The organism is Streptomyces sp. NPDC046909, from assembly GCF_040644695.1.
Lineage (GTDB): Bacteria > Actinomycetota > Actinomycetes > Streptomycetales > Streptomycetaceae > Streptomyces.
The window spans coordinates 399,938-422,734 of sequence record NZ_JBEYXC010000002.1; the positions used below are offsets into that span (position 1 = coordinate 399,938).

At 70.8% G+C, this 22,797-nt stretch carries 21 protein-coding genes; 6 read left to right on the top strand and 15 right to left on the bottom strand.

What is annotated here, in order from left to right:
* The first annotated feature begins 71 nt into the window (after nucleotides 1–71).
* Nucleotides 72–1,496, top strand: coding sequence for a lipase maturation factor family protein (locus tag ABZ928_RS06030; RefSeq protein WP_361515296.1), 1,425 nt, complete (start codon nucleotides 72–74; stop codon nucleotides 1,494–1,496).
* 30 nt (nucleotides 1,497–1,526) lie between these two features.
* On the top strand, nucleotides 1,527–1,916 hold the full coding sequence (locus tag ABZ928_RS06035; protein WP_361515297.1) for a cupin domain-containing protein: 390 nt from the start codon (nucleotides 1,527–1,529) through the stop codon (nucleotides 1,914–1,916).
* A gap of 12 nt (nucleotides 1,917–1,928) precedes the next feature.
* Here ABZ928_RS06035 and ABZ928_RS06040 read toward each other — a convergent pair whose 3' ends face one another.
* The 8 genes from ABZ928_RS06040 to ABZ928_RS06075 are packed head-to-tail and all read right to left on the bottom strand — an operon-like array spanning nucleotide 1,929 to nucleotide 9,880.
* The gene (locus tag ABZ928_RS06040; protein WP_361515298.1) at nucleotides 1,929–2,750 is read right to left on the bottom strand and encodes an amidohydrolase family protein; all 822 of its coding nucleotides are present in this window, start codon (nucleotides 2,748–2,750) and stop codon (nucleotides 1,929–1,931) included.
* A 19-nt stretch (nucleotides 2,751–2,769) separates the two neighbouring features.
* Nucleotides 2,770–3,084 (bottom strand): L-rhamnose mutarotase, encoded by a 315-nt coding sequence (locus ABZ928_RS06045; RefSeq protein WP_361515299.1) that lies wholly within the window; start codon nucleotides 3,082–3,084, stop codon nucleotides 2,770–2,772.
* A complete protein-coding gene (locus ABZ928_RS06050; protein ID WP_361515300.1) occupies nucleotides 3,081–4,034 on the bottom strand; it encodes an aldo/keto reductase in 954 nt (317 codons plus the stop codon). Before ABZ928_RS06050 ends, ABZ928_RS06045 begins: the two co-directional genes overlap by 4 nt.
* Nucleotides 4,031–4,786: an SDR family oxidoreductase gene (locus tag ABZ928_RS06055; protein WP_361515301.1), complete on the bottom strand. Its 756-nt coding sequence runs from the start codon at nucleotides 4,784–4,786 to the stop codon at nucleotides 4,031–4,033. Before ABZ928_RS06055 ends, ABZ928_RS06050 begins: the two co-directional genes overlap by 4 nt.
* The gene (locus ABZ928_RS06060; protein WP_361515302.1) at nucleotides 4,783–6,171 is read right to left on the bottom strand and encodes an L-fuconate dehydratase; all 1,389 of its coding nucleotides are present in this window, start codon (nucleotides 6,169–6,171) and stop codon (nucleotides 4,783–4,785) included. The genes ABZ928_RS06055 and ABZ928_RS06060 overlap by 4 nt, the downstream gene beginning before the upstream one ends.
* A gap of 37 nt (nucleotides 6,172–6,208) precedes the next feature.
* Nucleotides 6,209–7,237, bottom strand: coding sequence for an ABC transporter permease (locus ABZ928_RS06065; protein WP_361515303.1), 1,029 nt, complete (start codon nucleotides 7,235–7,237; stop codon nucleotides 6,209–6,211).
* Entirely contained in the window at nucleotides 7,230–8,807 is a 1,578-nt protein-coding gene (locus ABZ928_RS06070; RefSeq protein ID WP_361515304.1) for a sugar ABC transporter ATP-binding protein, read from the bottom strand. Before ABZ928_RS06070 ends, ABZ928_RS06065 begins: the two co-directional genes overlap by 8 nt.
* The gene (locus ABZ928_RS06075) at nucleotides 8,804–9,880 is read right to left on the bottom strand and encodes a sugar ABC transporter substrate-binding protein (RefSeq protein WP_361515305.1); all 1,077 of its coding nucleotides are present in this window, start codon (nucleotides 9,878–9,880) and stop codon (nucleotides 8,804–8,806) included. The genes ABZ928_RS06070 and ABZ928_RS06075 overlap by 4 nt, the downstream gene beginning before the upstream one ends.
* Nucleotides 9,881–10,050: 170 nt before the next feature.
* Between ABZ928_RS06075 and ABZ928_RS06080 the strand changes: the two genes are divergently transcribed.
* Nucleotides 10,051–10,773: a FadR/GntR family transcriptional regulator gene (locus ABZ928_RS06080; protein ID WP_361515306.1), complete on the top strand. Its 723-nt coding sequence runs from the start codon at nucleotides 10,051–10,053 to the stop codon at nucleotides 10,771–10,773.
* A 77-nt stretch (nucleotides 10,774–10,850) separates the two neighbouring features.
* Here ABZ928_RS06080 and ABZ928_RS06085 read toward each other — a convergent pair whose 3' ends face one another.
* The 3 genes from ABZ928_RS06085 to ABZ928_RS06095 all read right to left on the bottom strand — a co-directional run bounded on the left by ABZ928_RS06085 (nucleotide 10,851) and on the right by ABZ928_RS06095 (nucleotide 15,795).
* Nucleotides 10,851–11,984, bottom strand: coding sequence for a winged helix DNA-binding domain-containing protein (locus ABZ928_RS06085; protein WP_361516133.1), 1,134 nt, complete (start codon nucleotides 11,982–11,984; stop codon nucleotides 10,851–10,853).
* A gap of 393 nt (nucleotides 11,985–12,377) precedes the next feature.
* Nucleotides 12,378–13,922 (bottom strand): alpha-L-fucosidase, encoded by a 1,545-nt coding sequence (locus ABZ928_RS06090; RefSeq protein ID WP_361515307.1) that lies wholly within the window; start codon nucleotides 13,920–13,922, stop codon nucleotides 12,378–12,380.
* A gap of 19 nt (nucleotides 13,923–13,941) precedes the next feature.
* Nucleotides 13,942–15,795 (bottom strand): family 20 glycosylhydrolase, encoded by a 1,854-nt coding sequence (locus ABZ928_RS06095; protein ID WP_361515308.1) that lies wholly within the window; start codon nucleotides 15,793–15,795, stop codon nucleotides 13,942–13,944.
* A gap of 261 nt (nucleotides 15,796–16,056) precedes the next feature.
* On the opposite strand from ABZ928_RS06095, the gene ABZ928_RS06100 reads away from it, so the two are divergent.
* Nucleotides 16,057–17,400: an amidase family protein gene (locus tag ABZ928_RS06100; protein WP_361515309.1), complete on the top strand. Its 1,344-nt coding sequence runs from the start codon at nucleotides 16,057–16,059 to the stop codon at nucleotides 17,398–17,400.
* A 119-nt stretch (nucleotides 17,401–17,519) separates the two neighbouring features.
* On the opposite strand, the gene ABZ928_RS06105 is transcribed toward ABZ928_RS06100, so the two are convergent.
* The gene (locus tag ABZ928_RS06105; protein ID WP_107080540.1) at nucleotides 17,520–17,693 is read right to left on the bottom strand and encodes a hypothetical protein; all 174 of its coding nucleotides are present in this window, start codon (nucleotides 17,691–17,693) and stop codon (nucleotides 17,520–17,522) included.
* A 465-nt stretch (nucleotides 17,694–18,158) separates the two neighbouring features.
* Here ABZ928_RS06105 and ABZ928_RS06110 point away from each other — a divergent pair, with 465 nt between their 5' ends.
* Both ABZ928_RS06110 and ABZ928_RS06115 read left to right on the top strand, forming a co-directional pair.
* Nucleotides 18,159–18,554 carry a hypothetical protein gene (locus ABZ928_RS06110; RefSeq protein WP_361515310.1) on the top strand — a complete coding sequence of 132 codons (396 nt, stop codon included), beginning with the start codon at nucleotides 18,159–18,161 and terminating at the stop codon, nucleotides 18,552–18,554.
* Between the two features lie 25 nt (nucleotides 18,555–18,579).
* Nucleotides 18,580–19,419: an SDR family oxidoreductase gene (locus ABZ928_RS06115; RefSeq protein ID WP_361515311.1), complete on the top strand. Its 840-nt coding sequence runs from the start codon at nucleotides 18,580–18,582 to the stop codon at nucleotides 19,417–19,419.
* Between the two features lie 38 nt (nucleotides 19,420–19,457).
* On the opposite strand, the gene ABZ928_RS06120 is transcribed toward ABZ928_RS06115, so the two are convergent.
* The 3 genes from ABZ928_RS06120 to ABZ928_RS06130 form a co-directional block, all read right to left on the bottom strand.
* Nucleotides 19,458–19,688, bottom strand: a complete 231-nt coding sequence (locus ABZ928_RS06120; RefSeq protein ID WP_361515312.1) for a hypothetical protein — start codon at nucleotides 19,686–19,688, stop codon at nucleotides 19,458–19,460.
* 73 nt (nucleotides 19,689–19,761) lie between these two features.
* Nucleotides 19,762–21,267, bottom strand: a complete 1,506-nt coding sequence (locus ABZ928_RS06125) for an SDR family NAD(P)-dependent oxidoreductase (protein ID WP_361515313.1) — start codon at nucleotides 21,265–21,267, stop codon at nucleotides 19,762–19,764.
* 104 nt (nucleotides 21,268–21,371) lie between these two features.
* Nucleotides 21,372–22,691 (bottom strand): wax ester/triacylglycerol synthase family O-acyltransferase, encoded by a 1,320-nt coding sequence (locus tag ABZ928_RS06130; protein ID WP_361515314.1) that lies wholly within the window; start codon nucleotides 22,689–22,691, stop codon nucleotides 21,372–21,374.
* Between the last annotated feature and the right edge of the window lie 106 nt (nucleotides 22,692–22,797).

Here is a 22,797-nt window from a genome sequence, read left to right on the forward strand (position 1 = left end):
CAAGTGGAGGCGCGGTACACGGAGCGTGACATAGGGTTCCGGCGCGACAATGGAGGGAGGAGGGCCTGGCCGTGGACTGGTTCACCGCACCCGACTACTGGCTGAGCCGGCTCGTCTTCCAGCGGGCGCTGGCCGGTGTGTACCTCGTCGCGTTCCTGACGGCGGCCCTTCAGTTCAGGGCGCTGCTCGGTTCCGGGGGCATGCTGCCGATCCCCGCGTACGTGAGGCGGGTCCCTTTCAAAAAGGCACCGAGCGTCTTCCAACTCCACTACTCGGACCGGTTCTTCGCGGTCTGCGCGTGGTCGGGCTGCGCGGTGTCGGCGGCCCTGCTGGCGGGCGCTGACTCCCAACTCCCCCTCTGGGCAGGCATGCTGCTGTGGCTGACGCCATGGATCCTGTACCTGTCGATCGTCAACGTGGGCCAGACCTGGTACGCCTTCGGCTGGGAGTCCCTGTTGCTGGAGGTCGGCTTCCTGTCGGTGTTCCTGGGCAACGACGAGGTGGCCCCGCCGATCCTGGTGCTGTTCCTGCTGCGCTGGATCCTGTTCCGGGTGGAGTTCGGCGCCGGGCTGATCAAGATGCGCGGCGACGCCTGCTGGCGGAAGCTGACCTGCCTCTACTACCACCACGAGACCCAGCCGATGCCGGGCCCGCTGAGCTGGTTCTTCCACCACCTCCCCCGCCCGCTGCACCGCGCCGAGGTGGCCGCCAACCACGTCACCCAACTCGCGGTCCCGTTCCTCCTGTTCACCCCCCAGCCCATCGCGACGGCCGCCGCGTCCCTGATGATCCTCACCCAGCTCTGGCTGGTCCTGTCGGGCAATTTCTCCTGGCTGAACTGGATCACGATCGTGCTGGCACTGTCGGCCCTGGAACTCCCGAGCGACCCGCCGCCGGTGGCCGAGGCCCCCCTCTGGTACGAGGTGGTGGTCCTGACGGCCGGCGCGGGCCTGGCCTACCTCAGCTACCACCCGGTCACGAACATGATCTCCCGCCGCCAGATCATGAACCGCTCCTTCGACCCGCTCCATCTGGTCAACACCTACGGGGCCTTCGGCAGCGTCAGCCGATACCGCTACGAGGTGGTCGTAGAAGGCACCGCCGACGAGATCCCGCACAAGGACTCGACCTGGCTGGAGTACGAGTTCAAGGGCAAGCCGGGCGACCCCCACCACTGGCCCCGCCAGTTCGCCCCCTACCACCTGCGCCTGGACTGGCTGATGTGGTTCGCCGCCCTCTCCCCCTCCTACGCCGGCTCCTGGTTCGGCACCTTCGTGGAACGCCTCCTGGAGAACGACCGAGCCACCCTCAAACTCCTGCGCCACTCCCCCTTCCCCCTCGACACCCCACCCCGCTACATCCGCGCCCGCCTCTTCCGCTACCAGTACACGAGCTGGCGCGAACTGCGGGAGACGGGGGCTTGCTGGGAGCGGACGTTCGTGCGCGAGTATCTGCCGCCGACGCGGCTGGCGAGTGCGGTGCGGCAGGAGTCCTGAGAGCCACCGTCATCACAGAGAGGAGTCGTCATGGACCGTCGAGGGGATCAGGTCAGGATCGTCACGCCCGGTGACCGGAGGCCGGGGCCCCGCACGCCGGGGATGGACCGGCAGGAGGCCTTCGCGACCGAGGGCACCTGGTCGGGATACGTCCGCACCGAGGCCGGGATGACCTCCGGCTGGCATCACCATGGTGAGTGGGAGTCGGTGATCTACGTCCTCAGCGGCGCGTTGAGGATGGAGTTCGGCCCTGACGGAGCGGACACCGTGGAGGCCGGCCCGGGCGACTTCATCCACGTGCCCAAAGGCGCCGTGCACCGGGAGAGCAACCCTTCGGCGCGGGCCGCCGACATCATCGTCGTGCGGGCCGGCGCCGGTGGAGAGTCGACCTTCAACGTGGACGGCCCGGAGCGGGGCTGAGCACGCGGGGTGTCAGAGGCCGTAGACGCGGGTGGCGGTCGTTTCGAAGATTCGGGGGTCTGACCCCACCAACTGACGTGCCGTGTCGAGTACTTCGGTGTAGGTCGCGGCGAGGCGGCACACCGGCCAGTCCGAGCCGAACATGAGGCGGTCCGGGCCGAAGGCGTTCAGGGCTATGTCGGTGTAAGGGCGTAGGTCGTCGAGCGTCCAAGTGGTGGGGTTGGCTTCGGTGACGAGGCCGGAGAGTTTGCAGACGGTGTTGGGGTGGGTGGCGAGGGTGTGGAGGTGGGTGGACCAGGGGGTGAGGGTGCCCGAGGTGATGGGGGGTTTGGCCATGTGGTCGAGGACGAAGGTGAGTTGGGGGAGCGACTCGGCCGTTTTGGTGGCGGCGGGCAGGTGGTGGGGCAGGATCACGAGGTCGTAGACCAGGCCCGCTTCCGCCACTGCGGCCAGGCCTCTGCGGACGTCCGGTCTCAACAGCCATTCCGGGTCGGGCTCGGTCTGGACCTGGTGGCGGATGCCCTTGAGGTAGTGGCCGCCGGGGAGCTCGCGGAGGCGGGCGAGTTCGTCGGTGATGTCCGGGCGGGTCAGGTCGGTCCAGCCGACCACGCCCGCGATCAGGTCGTGGGTGTCCGCGAGCCTCAGGAACTCCGGGGTCTCCTCCGCCACGGTGACCGTCTGGACCAGGACCGTCCGGTCGACTCCGGCGGCGGCCGCCTCGGGGGCGAGGTCCGCCATCGTGAAGTTCCGTCGGATCGGGCTGGATTCGGGGATCCAGTCCTGGTCGCGGACCGAGAGGTCCCAGACGTGGTGGTGGGCGTCCACGACGGTCACGGCAGCTCCCCTACGACGGTCACGGCAGCTCCCACACCACGGGCAGGCCCGCGTCCGCGCCCTCGCCGGAGTAGTCGTGCACGACGTCCAGCAGCTCCGCCATGCGGGCCTGCCAGGCCACGTTGACCGGGAGTTTCTCCAGCTCGGCGAGGAGGCGGCCGTAGTCCTCGCAGTCCAGGACGTGGAAGAGGTCGGTGCCGCTGCGCCAGATGGTCCAGGAGGTCGCGCCCGCGGTGCGGATGGCGTCGGTCAGTTCCTTGGGGACCTCGCGGTGGGCCGACTCGTACTCGGCGACGCGGTCGGCGCGGACCTTCGTGTGCAGGGCGATTCTCATGACGGCTCCTCCAGCAGCCCCGTCTCGCGCAGCTCCTGCCAGAACGCCTCCGGTACCGGCGTCGCGAACTGGTCGGCGCAGTCGTGGACTTCGGCCGCCGACCGGGCGCCCACCAGGACACTGGTGACGGCCGGGTGGGCGGCGCAGAAGGCGAGGGCGGCGGCGCGCAGGCTGATGCCGTGTCGTTCGGCCACCGCCTTCATCCGGAGGGCTCTGTCCAGCAACTCGCCCGGCGCCTCCGTGTAGTTGTACGTCGATCCCGGTCTCGGATCCGCCAGCAGGCCCGAGTTGAAGGCGCCGCCGACGACCACCGACGTGCCCTTCGCCAGCGCCGCGGGGAGCAGTTCCGTGCGGGCGCTCTGGTCGAGCAGGGTGTAGCGGCCGGCGCACAGCACCACGTCGACGTCGGTGTCGCGGACGAAGCGGGTGAGCATCTCCGCCTGGTTCATGCCCGCGCCTATCGCGCCGACCACGCCCTCCGCGCGGAGCTTCTCCAGGGCCGGGTAGCCCTCCCGGAAGGCCTGTTCGGCGTGGTCGTCGGGGTCGTGGAGGTAGACGATGTCGACGCGGTCGAGGCCGAGGCGTTCCAGGCCGGCGTCCAGGGTGCGTCGTATGCCGTCCGCGGTGAAGTCCCAGACGCGGCGGTGGGTCGCGGGGACGGCGAAGCCGTTCGCCAGGTCGTCCCCGCCGCCGTCCGCCGCCGGTTCCAGGCGGCGGCCCACCTTCGTCGAGATCAGGTACTCGTCGCGCGGGTGCTCGCGCAGGGCGGCGCCCAGGCGGCGTTCGGAGAGGCCGAGGCCGTAGTGGGGCGCGGTGTCGTAGTAGCGGATGCCGCGCTCCCAGGCGGCGGCCACCGCCTCGTGCGCCTGTTCCTCGGGGACCTCGGTGTAGAGGTTGGCTATGACGGCGGCTCCGAAGCCGAGGCCCTGGGGCGTGGGACGCGTGCTCACTGGCCCGCCGGGCGCAGTCGCAGGCCCTGCATGCCGCCGTCGACGGCGAGCGAGGTGCCGGTGGTGGCGCCGGAGAGCGGGCTCGCCAAGTAGGCGATGGCGCCCGCGACTTCGTCGGCCGAGACGAGGCGTCCGGTGGGCTGGCGGGCCTCCAGGGCGGCGCGTTCGGCGCCGGGGTCGGCGGCCCTGTCGAGGAGGCGGCCGATCCACGGGGTGTCGGCGGTGCCGGGGTTGACGCAGTTGACGCGGATGCCCTCGCGGACGTGGTCGGCGGCCATGGCGAGGGTCAGCGAGTACACGGCGCCCTTGGTCGCGCTGTACAGGGCGCGCTGCGGGAGGCCCGCGGTGGCGGCGATGGAGCAGGTGTTGACGATCGCCGCGTGCGACGACGCGCGCAGGTGCGGGAGTGCGGCGCGGGCCGTGCGGACCATGCCGACGACGTTGACGTCGAGGACGCGGTGCCATTCGGCGTCGTCGTTGTCCTCGACGGTGCCCTGGGCGCCGATGCCCGCGTTGTTGACCAGGACGTCGAGTCCGCCGAGCTCGGCGACGGCGGCCGCCACCGCCTGGCGGACGGAGGCGTCGTCGGTGACGTCGGCCTTGAATCCCAGCAGGGGCTTCGGCACGGACGACGGGTCGAGGTCGAGGACGGCGACCTGGGCACCCCGCGCGGCCAGGAGTTCCGCGGTGGCCCGGCCGATGCCGGAGGCGCCTCCTGTCACCAGCGCCTTGAGACCCTCGAAGTCGCTCATGCGGCGTGCCCCTTCTTCTGCTCGGCATTCTGCTCGGTCTGCTGGTCTGTCTTCTGCTCAGCGAGGTCGGCGGCCCAGAAGGCGCCGTCCGGGAACGTGTACCGCGCGATCGACTCGGCCTTCATGGCGGCCGAGAAGCCCGGTGCGGTGGGTGCCGTGTAGTGACCCTGCCGGATCACCACCGGATCGAGGAAGTGGTCGTGCAGATGATCGACGTACTCGATGACCCGGCCCTCGGTGGTGCCGGTGACCGCCACGTAGTCGAACATCGACAGGTGCTGGACGAGCTCGCACAGCCCGACCCCGCCCGCGTGCGGGCAGACCGGTACGCCGGACTTGGCGGCCAGCAGCAGGATCGCGAGGTTCTCGTGGACACCGCCGACGCGGGCCGCGTCGATCTGGACGACGTCGAGGGCGCCGGCCTGGAGGAGCTGCTTGAAGACGACCCGGTTCTGGACGTGCTCGCCGGTGGCGACCTTGACCGGCGCGACGGCCTCGCGGATCGCGGCGTGCCCGAGGATGTCGTCGGGGCTGGTGGGTTCCTCGATCCAGTACGGGTCGAACTCGGCGAGCGCCCTGGTCCAGCGGATCGCGTCGGCCACGTCCCAGCGCTGGTTGGCGTCTATGGCGACGCGGATGTCCGGGCCGACGACGGACCGGGCGACCCGGCAGCGCCGTATGTCGTCGTCGAGGTCCGCGCCGACCTTCAGCTTGATCTGCCGGAAGCCGTCGGCGACGGCCTCGGTGGCGAGCCGGGTGAGCTTCTCGTCGCTGTAGCCGAGCCAGCCGGGGGAGGTCGTGTAGGCCGGATAGCCGCGTTCCAGGAGGTTGTGCACACGCTCCTCGGCGCCCTCCCTCCCCTTGCGGAGGATCCCCAGCGCCTCTTGCGGGGTAAGGGCGTCGGTGAGGTAGCGGAAGTCGATCTGGGCGACCAGCCACTCCGGGTCGGCCTCGGCGAGCAGCCGCCACAGCGGCTTGTCGGCGCGTTTGGCGGCCAGATCCCATACGGCGTTCATGACCGCGCCGATCGCCATGTGCATCACGCCCTTCTCGGGGCCGAGCCAGCGCAGCTGGCTGTCGCCGATCAGGTCGCGGTTGAGGGTCCCCGGGTCGGCGCACAGCTCGTCGACGGACCGTCCGACCACGTGGTGCCTGAGCGCGTGGATGGCGGCCACCTGGACCTCGTTGCCCCGCCCGATGGTGAAGCTGAAGCCGTGCCCCTCGTGTCCGTCGGTGCCGTCGGTGCGCAGGACGACGTACGCGGCCGAGTAGTCGGGGTCCGGGTTCATCGCGTCGGAGCCGTCGAGCTCGCGCGAGGTGGGGAAACGGATGTCGTAGGTGTCGAGCGCTGTGATGCGAGCAGGAGCGCCGGGGGTGGGTGACACGGACGGCCTTTCGGTCGGGGGCGGGGTGAGCGCGGGGTCAGTCCTGGGCTCGGCCGGTCGTCACACGGGCGATGATCAGTGCGAGCAGGATGATTCCGCCGTAGATGGCCTGGATCCAGAAGGACGGCACCTGGGCGAGCGTGAGCAGGTTCTGGACGACGCCGAGCAGGAGTACGCCGGTCAGGGCACCGAACATGGTGCCCTTGCCGCCGTCGAGGCTGATGCCGCCGATCACCGCGGCCGCGAACACGGTGAAGATCATGTTGTTGCCCTGGTTGGCGCTGATCGCGCCCACGTACCCGGTCTGCATGATCCCGCCGACCGCGGCCAGGGTGCCGGCGACGACGAACACGCCGAGCATCACGCGCTCGACGCGGATACCGGCGGCGCGGGCCGCGTCCGCGTTGCCGCCGATGGCGTACAGGGCGCGGCCGACGCGGTGGTACTTGAGGACGAGCCCGGCGATCGCGAAGGCGACCGCCGCGACCCACACGGACATCGGGACGGTGAGGAAGGTGGTGGTGGCCAGGGAGTAGAAGCTGTCGGGCATCCCGAACAGGGTCTTGCCCTTGGTCGCGCCGACGAGGAGTCCACGCAGCACAATCAGCATCGCGAGCGTGACGATGAACGCGTTGAGCTTGAACTTGACGACGAGGACGCCGTTGAAGGCGCCGACGGCCGCGCCCACGAGCAGGACCGCGAACAGGGCCAGTCCGGGCGGGAGTTCGGTGCCCCAGCCGGACTGGGCGGCGGGCAGGACGAGCAGCGCGCCCACCGCCGGAGCGATACCGACGACCGACTCCAGGGACAGATCGAACTTGCCGGTGATCAGGACCAGCGACTCGGCCAGCACGACCATCGCGAGGGCGGCGGAGGCGCCGAGGATCGAGATCAGGTTGCGCTCGGTGAGGAACGAGTCGTTGACGATCGCGCCCAGCACCATGAGCACCAACAGGGCGGGGACGAGGGCGAGTTCGCGGGCTCGGCGCAGCAGGACCGTACGGGCCGAGCGGGGGGCCAGGGCTCGTACGGGCGCGAGCGGCCGGGCCGCCTTGGTGTCAGCCATGGTCCACTCCTTCGATGGAGGCGATCAGCTCGTGGTCGCGCCAGCCCGCCGGGTGCTCGGCGACGACACGGCCGTGGAAGAGGACGAGGACGCGGTCGCAGCGGCGCAGGTCGTCGAGTTCGTCGGAGACGACCAGTACGGCGGTCCCGTCCTCGCGGGCGGTGTCGACGCGGGCCAGCAGGGACTCCTTGGACTTCACGTCGACGCCCGCGGTGGGGTTGATGAGGACCAGGAGCCGGGGGTCGGAGGCGAGGGCGCGGGCCATGACGACCTTCTGCGCGTTGCCGCCGGAGAGGTCGGAGACGGGCTGGTCGGGGCCCTCGGTGTGGATGTCGAGGCGTTCGATCAGCTCGGTGGCGAAGCCGCGTTTGCGGTCGCTGCCGACGAAGCCGAAGCGGCCGAGCCGGTCGAGGACGGTCATGGTGGCGTTGTCACCGATGGTCATGCCGAAGACCAGGCCCTGTCCGTGCCGGTCGCGCGGGACACAGCCGACGCCCGCCTCCAGGGACGTGCGCACATCCCCGAACGGGAGCCGCTCGCCGTCCAGTCGGGCGGTTCCGCTGGTGGGCGTGTGCAGTCCCGTGAAGGACTCGGCGAGCTCGATCTTGCCGCTGCCGCTGATGCCGGCGAGGCCGACGACCTCACCGCGGCGGACGGTCAGGTCGACGTCCTGGTAGGCGTCGGAGGTGAGGCCGCGGGCCTCCAGGACGACGGGGGCGGCGCGGTCGACGTCCCCGAGCTGTACGGCCTGTTCGGCGATGGTCTCGCCCGCCATCGCCTCGACCAGGGACGCGCGGGGCATGTCGGCCACGGGCGCGGTGACGATCCAGCGGGCGTCGCGCAGGACGGTGACGGTCTGGCAGACCTCGTAGACCTCCTGGAGGTGGTGGGAGATGAAGAGGAAGGTGACGCCGTTCTCCTGGAGGGCCCGCATACGGGTGAAGAGGCGCTCGATCTCCCGGTTGTCGAGCTGGGCGGTCGGTTCGTCGAGGACGATGAAGCGGGCGCCGAAGCTCAACGCCCGTGCGATCTCCACCATTTGACGGTCCTCGACCTTGAGGTCGGCGGTGCGGGCCTCCGGGTCGACACGCACGTCCCAGGTGTCGAGGAGCTCGGCGGCCTCCTCCCGCAGCCGGCGCCAGCTGATGAAACGGCCCTTGAGGGGCTGGCGGTTGATGCTGCGTTTCCCCGGGGGACAACCCCCGGACCCCCGGCCGACCTTGCGGTTCACGCGTGTTGATCTGGCAGCGTGGATTTCGGCGATGAAGAGATTCTCGGCAACCGTCAGTTCCGGGACGAGGGTCGGCTTCTGGTAGACGCAGGCGACCTTGCGGCGCCAGGCGTCCCGGTCGGCGAGCGCGGGCGCGGGCTCGCCGTCGAAGCGGACCTCGCCCTCGTCGGGCGCCTGGAGGCCGGTGAGCACGGTGACCAGGGTCGACTTGCCGGCGCCGTTGCGGCCGACGAGGGCATGGGACTCGCCAGGCAGGACGGTGAGCCTGCCGTCGGCGAGGGCGGTGGTGGGGCCATAGCGCTTGACGATGCCGTGCGCTTCAACGAGTGCCGTCGTCATTTGACCGTGTTGCCCCAGAGCGCGGGGTCGTCGACGTTGTCCTTGGTGACCAGGGGCGCCGGGAGCTGGTCCTCCAGGATGCCGCTGGGCAGCTTGACGATCGTGGAGTCGTGGTCCGTCGGACCGGGCTTGAAGGTCTCCCCCTTCATCGCCGCCTTGATGTAGTACATGCCGTACTTGGCGTACAGGTCCGCCGGTTGGGAGACGGTGGCGTCGATCTGGCCCTTGCGGATGGCGTCGTACTCCTGCGGGATGCCGTCGTTGGAGACGATCGCGATGTGGCCGGCCTGGCCGACCGTCTTCAGCATCCCCTTCGACTTCAGCGTCTGGAGCGTCGGCGCGAGGTAGACGCCGCCGGCCTGCAGGTAGATGCCCTTGATGTCGGGGTTGGCGTTGAGGAGGGTGTCCAGCTTGGAGGCCGCGGTGTCCGACTCCCACTTCGCGGGGATCTCCAGCACCTTCAGCTTGGGGAAGTTCTTCTTCGCACAGGCGCGGAACGCCTCCGAGCGGTCCCGGCCGTTGACCGAGGCGAGGTCGCCCATGATCTGTACGACCTTGCCGCTGGTGATGTGCTTGCCGAGGTAGTCGCAGGCCTTCTCCCCGTACGCCACGTTGTTCGCCCGTACGACCATGGCGACCTTGCCCTTGTCGGGCGCCACGTCGACCGCGACCACGGGCACTCCCTTACGTTCGGCCTGGTCCAGGCCCGCCTCGATGGCGGCGCTGTCCAGCGGGGCGACGACCAGGCCCTCGACGCCCTGGTTGAGCTGGTTGTTGATGTCGGTGATCTGCTGGGACGGGTCACTGTTGGAGTTGACCGTCTTCAGCGCGTCCACGCCTTCGGACTTCGCCATCTTCGGGACGTAGTCGTTGTACGACTGCCAGAACGGCGAGGTCAGCAGGGGCAGGATCACCCCGACCTTCCCGCTGCCGTCCCCTCCCCCACCGCCGGCCGATCCGGCGCTGTCCTTCGTACTTCCGCACGCGGTCAGCGCGAGGGAGACGGCCGCGGTGACCGCCACCGCGCCGACCATCCGAAACCTGTTCCGCTTTCCCACTGTCCTGACGGGCATCTCACGGCTCCTCGTTGAGCGTGTTCGAGCAGATGCCCGCATACTTATCAGACCACTCGACCGGAAGAACACCCTCCAGCGCGGATTTTCCGCGAGTTTGGGCTGTAGTGGTCCGACCACATCCGTGGCTAGACTTCGGCCACCCGGTGAGCGGTGAGTGGAGGAACGGCGTGGACGAGACAGCCCCGCACGAGACAGCCCCGCAGAAGGGCACCGTGACCCAGCGCGCCATCGAGCAGATCAAGGCGATGATCGGCGAGGGGCGCCTGGAACCGGGGCAGCGGCTGCCGACCGAGCGGGACCTCGCGGTGCAGCTCGGGATCTCGCGCAGCTCCATGCGGGAGGCGATCCGCGCGCTCACCGTGCTGGGGGTGCTGGAGGCCCGGCACGGGTCGGGGATCTACGTCACGCAGCTGGAGGCGGGGGATCTGCTGGAGACGTTCGGTGTGGTCGCCGATCTGTCCCGGGGGCCTCAGCTCGTGGAGCTGCTTGAGGTGCGGCGCATTCTGGAGTCGACGGCGACGGCCATGGCGGCGGCCCGGATCACTCCGGATCAGCTGGCCGAGGTCGAGGAGCATCTGACGGCCATGAACGCCACGGACGATCCCGAGGAGATCCTCGCCCACGACCTCGCGTTCCATCGGGAGATCGTGGCGGCCGCGGGGAACGACACGATGGCCGCGATCCTGGAGGGGTTGTCGTCGCGCACCTTCCGGGCTCGGGTGTGGCGGGGGTATCAGGAGGAGGGGGCGTTCGAGCGGACCCGGCGGGAGCATGCGGCGATTCATCGGGCGCTGGTGGGGCGGGATCCGGAAGCGGCTCGGGCGGCTGCGGCGGCGCATGTGGGGGAGGTTGAGCAGTGGTTGCGTAGTGCGTTGGAGGAGGGGTGGTGAGTCGGGTGCGGGCCGGTGGGGGCTGGTCGCGCAGTTCCCCGCGCCCCTAAGAGAAGCGGCGCTGAACCGCCCGGCACTTAGAAGTGCAGCCTCCTTGCCTCTACTTCCGGCAACTTGCTCCACCAATGGCCGTACCGGCTGTAGACCGTCGGTTCACGGTTCGCCAGTAGCGTGCCCAGTGCCCGAGCCTCCTTCGCCAGGCCCTTCCACGCCTCGTCCGACAGGTCATGGAAGGCCGTTGCCTCGATGCCTCCCTCCACCGGGCGCCACACGCCGGCCACGTAGCCGTCCACCAGCAGCGTCGGCAGTACGTCCCCGTTGTTGCGGGTCACCAGACGGCGATAGTCGGGCGGGATCACGCGGCTGCGGTCGGCGTAGGCGAGCAACACGCTGTCCCACATCGGCAGCAGGCGGGGCGGGGCCGGGGTGTCGGCGGGTGGGCGTGGGGCGCCGGGGATGTCGTAGAGCGTCGTGCCGTCCGGGCCTTCCAGTTCTTCCACTGCCGCACCGAGTTCGCGCAATGCCTTCTTGACCCGCGCCCGTTGCACCGTCGCGAACTGCGCCACGTCCGCGATCGACGCCGGCCCGTACGCCTCCAGATACCGCAGAGCGAGCGCCCGCAACGCCGATTCGTCGGGCTCAGCCGCGAAGCTGCCCTCGGGCGATGCCACGTACGCGGGTGAGTACTCGAACGACCATGGGCCGCCCGTCGGGACATGCGTCAGCGGTGTGTACGACCGCAGCCCCCACCACGCCCCGTCCTTCTTCTCCTCGCCCACCCGCTCGGCGAGCCACGACGTCATGTCGCCGTTCGACCGGGGGTGCGCGGCGAACTCCAGGAGCCCCGGCTCCAGTTGGGCCGCGTCCGCCGGGGTGAGGCCGGCGGCGGCGAAGCGGTAGCCGAGGCGGGAGGCGTGCAGGGTGGGGCGCATCGCCTCCCGGAGCATGCGGTAGTCGTCGGAGTGGACCGCGTGCAGGGTGATCCGGAGCAGGGTCGCCTTCACCAAGGTGCGGTCGGTGAAGGCGGCGTCCAGGTCGGCGGGGTCGAAGCCGTCGACGCGGTTCCACAGCGCGAGGTACGGCGACGCGGGCTGCTGCGCCTGGAGGGCGAGGACGCGCTTCGTGGCGTCGCCGACCGACAGCGGCTCCCGGCGCAGGAGCAGCTGTCGGGCGAGCGTGGCGCGGTTCAGTTCTCGCGCGGTGATGGTCACGGGCGTGATTGTGCCCTGAACCTCAGCGTCATCAGCTGGAAGGGACGCAGTCGGAGCGAGCCGCACCACCACATCGCCGCTGCCGTCGTCGGCCGGCTTGACCGCCGCGATCACCACCGCGTCCCGGCCGACCGTCACCAGCGGGGCGACCTCGTCCGACCCCGTCAGGCGCCGCTCGGGCAGATTGATCCGCCGGCCCTCGCGCACCGCGTCACCGATCGCACGCGGCGGGCGCCCGCCAGGGCCGAGGTCACGTGCGCCCGGTCGCGGGGCTCGTTGGCGTCCCAACCTGCGCCGCGGCGGACCGACGCCGATCCGGCGTGGTACCGGCCTGGCGCGCGGACGCGGCCACCAGGTCGTCGACGCCCTGATGACCGCACCGTCCGCCTGCCCTCAGATCCGCGACCTGTACATGCTGAATCGCGATATCCGCACCGTGCTCCGGGCCGCGGTGACCCGCACCCGCCACCGTCTGGCCCGCACCGCGCCCGGCAGCAGCAGGATGCGGCTCGCGCCGACCGTGCCGGCCGCGGTGACCTCGTTCCAGGCCCCGTCGCGGTACGCCTCCACCACGAAGCTCTCGATCTGCTGGCCGTGGCGGATGTCCTCCGCCAGCCGGATCCGGTCCACCTCACGGACCGTGCCGAGGTCGACGGTCACCAGGCCCGGCGCGACGGTCGTACGGGCACCCTGCGCGAGATCCTCGGGCATCTCCCGGTCGATCCGCTCCCGGAACTCGCGCAGCCGGGTCACGTCCGCCGCGGGCAGCAACCCGTCCGTGTCCGGCGGGATGTTGAGCAGGAGGACCGAGTTGCGGCCGACGGACCCGAAGTAGATCTCCGTCAACTGGTCGACGCTCTTGGGCTGTTGGTCGGCGTGGTAGAACCAGCCGTCCCGGATGGACACATCGCACTCCGCGGGCCACCACTGCACATAGTCCGTGTTCGGCTGCGCCCGCACCAGCGCGGCGCGGCTGCCCTCATCGGGGGTGTCGTACGACAACGCCCAGTCGGTGCGCCCGTACTGGTTCTCCTTGACGGGGACGACGCTCCACTCGTCCTCGCGCGCCAGCCCGCTCTCGTTGCCGACCCAGCGCAGGTCGGGTCCGGTGACGGCGATCGCCGCGTCCGGGGCGAGGTCCCGCACCAGGGTGTACCAGCTGTCCCAGTCGTAGTTCTCCACCTTGTCCGACGGGATCCGGCCCTGGGCGCCGTCGAACCACACCTCGTCGATCCGGCCGTACTCGGTGAGGACCTCGTAGAGCTGGTTGAGCATGTGGGCGCCGTAGTCGGTGGCATCCAGCGTGTACGTCCGCGGGGGTGTGCGGTCGTCGCCCTCGACGAGGGTGGGGATGGTGCGCGTCGAGCGGGCGCTGCCGTTGGCGTAGACGCCGTCGAGGTACTGGTTCTCGTCGGCGGGCGAGATGTAGACGCCGACCTTGATGCCGTACCGGCGCATGGAGTCGGCGAAGGCGCGCAGTACGTCGCCCTGGCCGCCCCGCCAACTGCTGGACGCCACCGTGTGGTCGGAGTAGCGGGAGGGGTAGAGCACGAAGCCGTCGTGGTGCTTGACGGTGAGGATGGCGAGCTTGAAGCCGCCGTCGCGCAGGGCTTCGGCCCATTGGTCGGTGTCGAGGCCGGTCGGCTGGAAGACGTCCGGGTCCTCGTCGCCGGTGCCCCACTCCAGGCCGGTGAACGTGTTGACGCCGAAGTGCAGGAACGCGGTGCGCTCCAGGGCCTGCCAGGCGATCTGCCGTGCGGTGGGCCGGACTTGGGAGGCCTTGCGGACGAGGTCGTCGGCCGTGTCGTCGGGGCTGACGGGGATGCGGTAGAGGGGTTCGGCCGGGAGTGGGGCTCCCTGGGCGGTCGTCGAGGTGAGGCCGGTCGCGAGCAGCGCGGAGACCGAGCCGGCGACGAAGGTGCGTCTGGAGACGGTCATGGCGGCGAGGCTCCTCAGATCAAATGCCATGGTTCAAGTGCCATACGGCGGGCTGGTGTCGGTCGGGCGGGTACTGGACGATCCGGCCGTCGGTGACGCTCATCGCCATCTGGGTGATGACGTTGACGAGGTGGTATCCGTCGGCCGCGGGCCGCAACTCCCAGCGCTGAAGGGTGTTCGAGGCGCCGCAGGTGTCCCAGGTCGCCTCGACCCCGGGCTGGAGCGGCACGTTGAGCGTGAGCTTGCCGCCGCTCACCGCGAGGCAGCCGGCCGGGCCGCGCAGCGTCACATAACCGTCCGGGGTGCGGGCCACGTCGGCGGTGAAGGACACGCCGTCCGCCTGGAAGGTGTACGTCCCGTCCGTCACCGGCGGCTTGGTCAGGTCCCGCCATCCCGGCGCGTGCCCGACGGCCGTGCCGCGTGCGGTGAACTCGGAGTAGGTGGCGTCCGGGTGCGGGTCGCCCCAGGTGGCCTGGGCGAGGTGGCGCAGGGCGGGCCAGAGCCGGACGGCGACCTCGTTCTCGGTCTCGCCGCGTCCGTTGTCGGGCCAGAGGCTGATCTTGGCGCCGGTGATGCCGGTGGACGAGGTGAGCTTCTCGCCCTCGAAACTGCGCGGGTCCCAACTCTGGTCGTACAGGCCCTCGGTGTCGCTGTGGAAGCCGCCGCGGATGAGGTAGAGGGAGTAGGAGGCGTTCATCAACGGGTAGCCCTGGGCGATGAGTTGTCTGGGCTTCGTCGTCACGTTCAGCCAGTGCTCGACCGTCGTGCCCGCCGTCACCGGGACGGTGTTGGCGCCGGTGAGTCCGTCGTTCCAGATGCGCAGCCGCTTGCCCTTGCCCGCCGCGTAGGCGTGGACGCGGTTGACGAAGTCGATGAAGGCGTCCTGCGGAGTGGCGGCCGAACCGTACTTGTCCTGGGCGTACTTGAGGATCTGCGGATACTTGGCGAAGTCGGAGCCGAGCATGTACTCGTCGGCGCCCATGTGCCAGGCCGGGGCCTTGAAGACCTGGGCGTATTCGTCGATCAGGCTCGTGTAGTAGTCGAAGGCGGCGGGCTGGGTGATGTCGAGCCGCGCGGTCTGCTTGTTCCCGTCGGAGTCGGTGAGCTGGAGGTCCGGGCGGTTCTCGATCCAAGGGTCCATGTGCCCCGGGGAGTTGATCTCGGGGATGATCTCGACGTGGTACTTCTCACCGAGGGCGACGAGCCGGCGTATCTCGTCCTTGGTGTAGTAGCCCCAGGTGTCGGCCTCGGGATGGGCGTCGCTCTTCACCTTCAGTTCGAGGAGCAGCTGGTTGAGCTTGTTGTATGCCATCTCCCGGACGAGGTTCTCCAGCCAGGGCAGGGAGACGTGGATGTAGCAGGCGCAGACGCCGACGCCGCGTTCCTTGTAGCGCGGTACGTCGACCGTGTGTCCGGCGGGGATCCGGTCGCCCTGGGCGAGGAGCTGGAGGAGGGTCCGGGTGCCGTAGAAGGCGCCGGTCTCGGTGGCGCCGGTCACCGACAGCCGTCGGCCCGCGCGGAGTTCGTAGCCCTCGTCGCCGAGCGACGCCCGGGACGGCTGGATGTCGACAACGATGTCTCCGCCGCGCGCCCCGCCCGCGACCACCGGCACGGTGCCGTGCCCGGCCGCCCGGAGATCCTCGGCGAGGGTGTCGGCGACCCGGACCTCGGCCGGGCTGTCGGCCACGAGACGGGTGCCGGAGCCGTAGCGGTAACTGCCGGACTCCGCCGTCCAGTCGGCCAGCGCGGGTACGGTGACCGGGGCCGCCGCGGCCTCCTGGGCGGCCGCCGGGACCGGGGTCAGGACCGGGGCCAGGACCAGAGCCAGCGCGGCGGCGACACCCAGGACCTGACGTCTGAGGAACGTACTCACGGGGTGACTCCCATTCATCGGATGATTGATGATTGGGCGGCCCTCAGGTGCTGTCAATGGGACGAGAATTCAGCCGAGTTGGGCCAGTGATCGGATGACCTGGGGTTCTGTGATGACCCGGTCGCGAAAAGTCCAACAACACCGGCGCGAATGTCCAAGGCCGGCCCGCGCCACGACCGAACCCCGGCCCCCTCTCGACGTGCGGCCCGAGCAGAGGCACAGTTCTCCTACGTACTCGCCAGTACCCCCGAGGAGCGCCCCGTGACCAGCTGGATCGGCCGCACCGCCGCCGAGATCGCCGCCGCCGTGCAGGAGAAGCGGACCACGCCCCGCGAAGTGGTGGCCGAGCACCTCGCCCGGATCGAGCGGCTGGACGGCCGCGTAGGGGCCTTCCGGACGGTGCGGGCCGAGGCGGCGCTCGCCGAGGCCGACGAGGTGGGCGCCCGCACCGACCTGGCCGAACTGCCGCTGGCCGGCGTGCCGATCGCCGTCAAGGACAACCTGGCCGTGCGCGGCGAGTCCAAGCGCATCGGCTCGGCGGCCACGCCGGACACCCCCTCGGCCGAGGACCATGTCACGGTGGCCCGGCTGCGGGCCGCGGGCGCGGTGGTCGTGGGTCTGACGAACGTGCCGGAGCTGTGCGTCTTCGGTACGACCGAGGGCGTGCACGGCACGGCCCGCAACCCGTGGGACACCTCGCGCACGGCGGGCGGCTCCTCGGGCGGCAGCGCGGCCGCCGTCGCGGCGGGCCTTGTGCCCATCGCGCTGGGCAACGACGGCATGGGCTCGCTGCGCATCCCGGCGGCCAACTGCGGCCTCGTCACCATCAAGCCAGGCCACGGGGTGGTCCCGGCGGGCGTGAGCGACGGCGACTGGTTCGGCATGTCCGAGAACGGCCCGCTGGCCACCACGGTCGAGGACGCGCGCCTGATGCTCGGCATCCTGGCCGACTCCGCGTTCGCCCCGCCGTCGGAGGCCGGCATGCGCAAGGTCGCCGTGTCACTGCGCAGCCCGATCGCCGGCATCGCGGTCACCAAGCCGTATACGACCGCCGCCCGGGACGCCGCCGAGGTCCTCATGAAGTCCGGCCACCAGGTGCGCCGCGCCGACCCGCCCTACCCGCTGTCGCTGAGCTTCACGTCGCTCGCCCACTGGACCGCGGGGACCTCGGAGGACGCCCAAGGACTGGACCCGCGCCTGCTGACCCGCCGCACCCGCGTCCACGCGGCGGTGGGCCGCCGCTTCGTGAAGAGCGTGCGCACCGGCCAGAGCCGCGAGGAACTGCGCCGCCGTCTGGAGCCGTTCTTCGAGGAGTACGACGTCCTGCTCACCCCCGCGCTGGCCCGCCGCTCCCCCAAGTCGGTGCCGTGGCACGAGCGGGGCTGGCTCCGCAACGTGCTGGCCAACACCAACTACTCGCCGCTCACCCCGCCCTGGAACCTCACCGGCTGGCCCGCGATGGCCGTCCCCTTCGGCACGCTGCCCTCCGGCGCCCCCAGCGCCGTACAGCTGGTGGGACGGCCCGGCTCGGAGGCGTTGCTGCTGGAGGTGGCGGAGCGGCTGGAGAAGCTGCGTCCGTGGCAGCGGACAGCGCCTCTGGACTGAGCCGCACGGCGGAGAACCAAGTCGTACGCACAGAAACCGCGGCCGACTCTCGGCCGCGGTTGCTTCGACAGCCATGGGCGTGACTCCGGCACGCCCATGCCGTCGGCGATCGCGAAGGGTCAGTCGACGCTGGGCAGGATGTGGGGCTCGGCGAGGTCGTCCTCGTAGCCGGCCAGGCGGATGGGGGCCGAGCGGGCCCACACATCGAGGCTGCCGAGCTGTCCGGGCCGTCGGCCGGCACGCTCCGGGCGTTCCTTGGGCCGTTGATCGCGATTCGTCTTCTCCGGTGTCACCGCGCACTCCTTATGTGTCGGGTCACCCTCGGGGCATACCGGTCAGTGTGCGATCTGTCGCCGGACGCCCGCTCGGGTCTGAGTCGAAAGCAGTTCGGACGCGGTGGCGCCGGTAACTCTGGTGAGACCGGCCGTGGTGATCGGCTTGCCCCGGGACGGACCGTGGGTGTGGGTGGGACCCCGTACTGCTGTCCGTCCGCTACAGATTAACCAAATGAGCGGGGGCCCGCTCGATGGGGCTGAAAACAAGGGGTAACTTTCACAAGTCACCCGTGTGCACTCGGTCCTGTTATGCACCGGTTTGCCATCTGATGCCCCGTAGGGAAAGTCACTCGTTCGGCCTACACGTGCGGCCGTGCCTTCGACGGACCCCGGTCGCGCAGTTCAAGTCCCGTTGGCCGAATCGCAAGGCGGCCATGATCTGCTGACGGACGGCAACGGCTTGTCCGGCGGGAGGACTGACGCATGGAGCTGCGCAGTGTCGAGGAGCTGATGGATCTGCTGTACGCCTGCCGTGATCAACACGCGCTGCGCACCGCCGCGCTCCTGCGCCGCGGCCGCCCCGCCGACAAGGAACTCCAGGTGGCCGGGCTGGTGCAGGACATCGGCCGGCTGCTGGGCCCCGGCGACGAGGCCGCCCGCTCCGAACGCGCGGCCGAGGCCGTCCGCCCGCTGCTGGGCGAGCGCGTCTACCACCTCGTACGCCGTCACGGCCCCGTCGGCGACGACGACCTGCTGCGGCTGCGGCTCGCGGACGAGGAGAGCCGGACCGCGGCCTTCGACGCCGGCGTCCTGGAGGACTGGCGCACGGTCCTGGAACTCGTCGCGGAACGGCACTCGCGTCTCGGGGCTGTCGACTGACGGTCCGTCATGAGACGGTACGCCGATGACATCGCCGTACGGATCAGATGACGGACGCGAGGACGGACTCAGGGACGGCCTTCAGGGCAGGGCCGCGATCGTCACCGGCGGCACCCGGGGCATCGGGCGGGCGGTCGCCGAGCGGCTGGTGTCGGCAGGCGCGCGGGTGTGCGTGACCGCGCGGGACACGGCGGAGGTGCGGCGGGCCGCCACCGAGCTGGGCGGCATCGGCGTGGCGGGGAGTGTGGGGGATCCGGCGCACCTGGAGGAGGTCGTCCGGCGCACCATGGGCGCGTTCGGCCGGGTCGACGTCGTCGTCAACAACGCGGCGACCAACCAGCCGTACGGCCCGCTCATGGACGCCGATCCGGACGCGTGGCGCGCGGCGTTCACGGTGAACGTCGAGGCGCCGCTGCGGCTCGTGCAGCACGCCTGGCGGGCCTGGATGCGGGAGCACGGCGGCTCGGTGGTCAACATCTGCACGGAGGGCGCGACCCATCCGGGCCCGAACATCGGCGCCTACGGCACGTCCAAGGCGGCCCTGCTGCACCTCACCCGGCAGCTCGCCGGCGAACTGGCTCCCCGGGTGCGGGTCAACTCCGTCTCCCCCGGCCTCGTCCGCACGGAGATGGCCCGTTTCGTATGGGAGCCGCGTGAGGAGGAGGTCGCCGCGGGGCTGCCGCTCGGGCGGATCGGGGAGCCGGCGGACGTGGCGCGGGCCGTCGTATGGCTGGCCTCTGAGGAGGCCGGGTGGATCACGGGCGCTGATCTGCTGGTGGACGGCGGGACGCGCGTCAGGGCGGCGCGGCCGGGCGGGTACGCCGTCCACGACCGGCTGCGCTCGTACGCGCCGCCCGACTCATGACCGTATGGCGGTCTTGCGTGCCGCCTGGTTCCTGACCGTCACGGGAACAGCGCGATGCCCATGAAGACGATCAGGAAGAAGAAGACGATGAGCGCGACCGAGCTCCAGGTCCACGGATGCCTGATCCGTTCGCTGGGACCGCCGCGGGGCCGGTCCTCGGGGAGGACGGGGTGGGCCGGGCGGTCGCTCGCGTAGAACTCGGCGTCGGTCGGGTAGTGGTTGCGCGGATCGCTGAGGGCGCGCGGATCGATGCTGTGCGTACTGGCCATGACGACTCCTGGCACGGTGTTCACCAGGGTCCGGGTTCCCGGCGGGCGCCCGGCCACACGTCACGGCCGGCGATCACCACTTCCCGGGTGCGTAGTCCTTCAGGAAGACCCCGTACAGGTCCTCGCCCTGCTCACCGCGTACAACAGGATCGTAGACCCGGGCGGCGCCGTCGACCAGGTCCAGCGGGGCGTGGAAGCCCTCCTCGGCCAGGCGCAGCTTGTCGTAGTGGGGACGCTCGTCGGTGATCCAGCCGGTGTCGACGGAGGTCATGAGGATGCCGTCGCTCTGGAACATCTCCTGGGCGCTGGTGCGCGTCACCATGTTCATCGCGGCCTTGGCGGCGTTGGTGTTCGGGTGGCCCGCGCCCTTGTAGCCGCGGCCGAAGACGCCCTCCATCGCGGAGACGTTGACGACGTACGCGCGCTTCGAGGAGGCCTTGCGCGCGGCCTCCGCCATCGACGGGCGGAGCTTGCTGATGAGGATGAACGGGGCCGTGTAGTTGCACAGCTGGGTCTCGAGGAGCTCCACCGGGGAGATCTGCTCGATGGTCTGCACCCAGGTGTTGGTGTCGACGACGTCCGGGACCAGGCCGCCCGCATCGATGGCGGTGCCGTCGAGGTGCCGGGCGACGCTGGCGTTGCCCGCGACGAGCGCGAGGTCGGCGACCTGCTGGGCGTCGAGGCCGGAGATCCCGACCGGCAGGGCGGCGAGGCCGTCGACCGCGCCGGAGCCGAAGGCGCCGATGACGTGGTGGGCGGGGAGCTCACCGGCGGGCAGCGGGGCGCTCTCGCCCTCGACCAGGGCGGCGTACGCGGACGGCAGACGGCGTACGGTCTGGGTCGCGTTGTTGATCAGGATGTCCAGCGGGCCCGCCTCGGCGACCTGGTCGGCGAGGGCCACGGCCTGGGCCGGGTCGCGCAGGTCGATGCCGACGACCTCCAGGCGGTGCATCCAGTCGCCGGAGTCGTCCATGGCCTTGAAGCGGCGGATGGCGTCCTTGGGGAAACGCGTGGTGATGGTGGTGTGCGCGCCGTCGCGCAGCAGCCTGAGCGCGATGTACATGCCGATCTTGGCTCGGCCGCCGGTGAGCAGGGCGCGCTTGCCGGTGAGGTCGGCGCGGACGTCGCGCTTGTCCCGGTTGAGCGCGGCGCAGTCCGGACAGAGCTGGTGGTAGAAGTAGTCGACCTCGACGTACCGGGTCTTGCAGGTGTAGCAGGAGCGGGGGCGCTGGAGTATCCCCGCGATCTTCCCGGCCTCGGTGACGGACGACGGCAGGATGCCCTCGGTCTCGTCGTCGATGCGCTGGGCGGAGCCGGTCGCCGTGGCCTCCGTGACCTGCTTGTCGTGCGCGGTCTTGGCGGCCCGGCGCTCCTGGCGGCGGCGCTGCTTGACGGTGCGGTAGACGCCGGCGGTGGCACGGCGCACGGCGATCGCGTCCGGGTGGTCGACCTCCAGCTTGTCGAGCTCGTCGAGCACGCTGAGGCAGACGGCGAGCCGCTCGGGGTCGATGCCGGGGCCGTACTCGATCCCGTCCACGGCCGCTTCCGTGGCCGCCGGGCCGTCCTCTGTCACCGTCATCGCGCTGTCGTTTCCTTGGCTCACCGTGCGGCGCTCCGACCGCGTCCGCTTTCGAACGGGGAATTCTACGGAGCGCCCGGCCGGTCCTCCAAAAACACGGAGGGTCAACCCTCGCAGGCGGTGATGAGCGTCTCGACCTCCTCGGTGAGCGCCCTCGCCAGGACGTCGAGGTCCGGGACGGCCTCGGCGTCGGCGACGAGGCCGTAGTGGACGCGTCCGCGGTAGGTGGAGACGGCCACCGCCAGGGACTGGCCGCGGGCCAGCGGCGCGAACGGGAAGACCTCCGTGACCGGGTTCCCGCCGAGCTTCAGGCCGATGCTGGGCAGCGGGACGCTGGTGACGAGGATGTCGAACCAGAGGCGGGCGGCCTGGCTCACCAGCGGTCCGCCGAGGCGGTGGCCCAGCGCGGGGACGTGGTCGGCGAGCAGGGCGACGGCACCGGCGCCCCGGTTGGGTCCGGCGTCCTTGTTGCGGTCCATGGCCGTACGGACCGTGTCGAGGCGGGCGAGCGGGTCGGGGTCGTCGACCGGGAGCCGTATCAGGTACCCGGAGAGCCGGTTGCCCTGCGGGTGCGCGGTGCGCGGACGGCGCTTGGAGACGGGGATCAGGGCGCGCGGCGCCACACCGTCGCTCCCGTCGCCGCGCTCGTCGAGCCAGCGGCGCAGCGCGCCCGCGACGACGGCGATGAGGACGTCGTTGACGGTGCCGCCCTGGGCCTTGCGGACGCGGTGCACGTCGTCGAGGTCGACGACGACTCCGGCGGTACGACGGGTTCCGCTCGGTTCGGAGGTCAGTGCCGACGACGAGCGCACCCCGACGGTGGACAGCGCGACCGACGCGCCGATGTCGAGGGCGCGGCCCACGTCGGAGACGGTGCCTCTGATGAGCCCCGGCAGCTTGCGCACATCGGGAAAGAAGCCCTTCGACGGCTCCTCGGGGCGCGGCTTGCGGGCCGGGATGTCCATCGGGTCGAGGATGGCGGCGGCCAGGGTCAGCGCGCGCAGTCCGTCGGCCAGGGCGTGGTGGAACTTGAAGAGCACGGCGAAGGAGAAGCCGTCCTCCCCCGGCAGCACATGGGCCTCCCACGGCGGCCGGCCGCGCTCCAGCGGGCGTTCCATGAGCCGCCCGGCGACGGTGTGGAAGTCGGCGGTGGGCGCGTGCAGCCGGACGTGCTCCAGGGGGTCGAAGTCGGGGGCGGGCTCGCGCGTCGCACCCCCGAAGGCCAGCGGCTGCCAGACGTCCCGGATCCGCATCCGCAGCCCCGGCACCGCCGCCGCGCGCGCGGCGAGCAGATCGGCCGCGTGGGCGCCCGCCGCGGGCGAGTGGGCCGAGAAGACGCCGAGGGCGCCCAGGTGCATGGGGTGTTCCGCGGACTCGATGTTCCAGAAAGCCAGGTCGAGAGGTGCGAGCAGGTCAGAAGTCAATGGCTTGCCTCGCGTCGACGACGGGTGAGCAAGCAGTCAATCGCCCGCACGTGATTACGGTCAAGTACGATCAAGCTACGCACAGTTAACAGCAGATTAAGTCCAG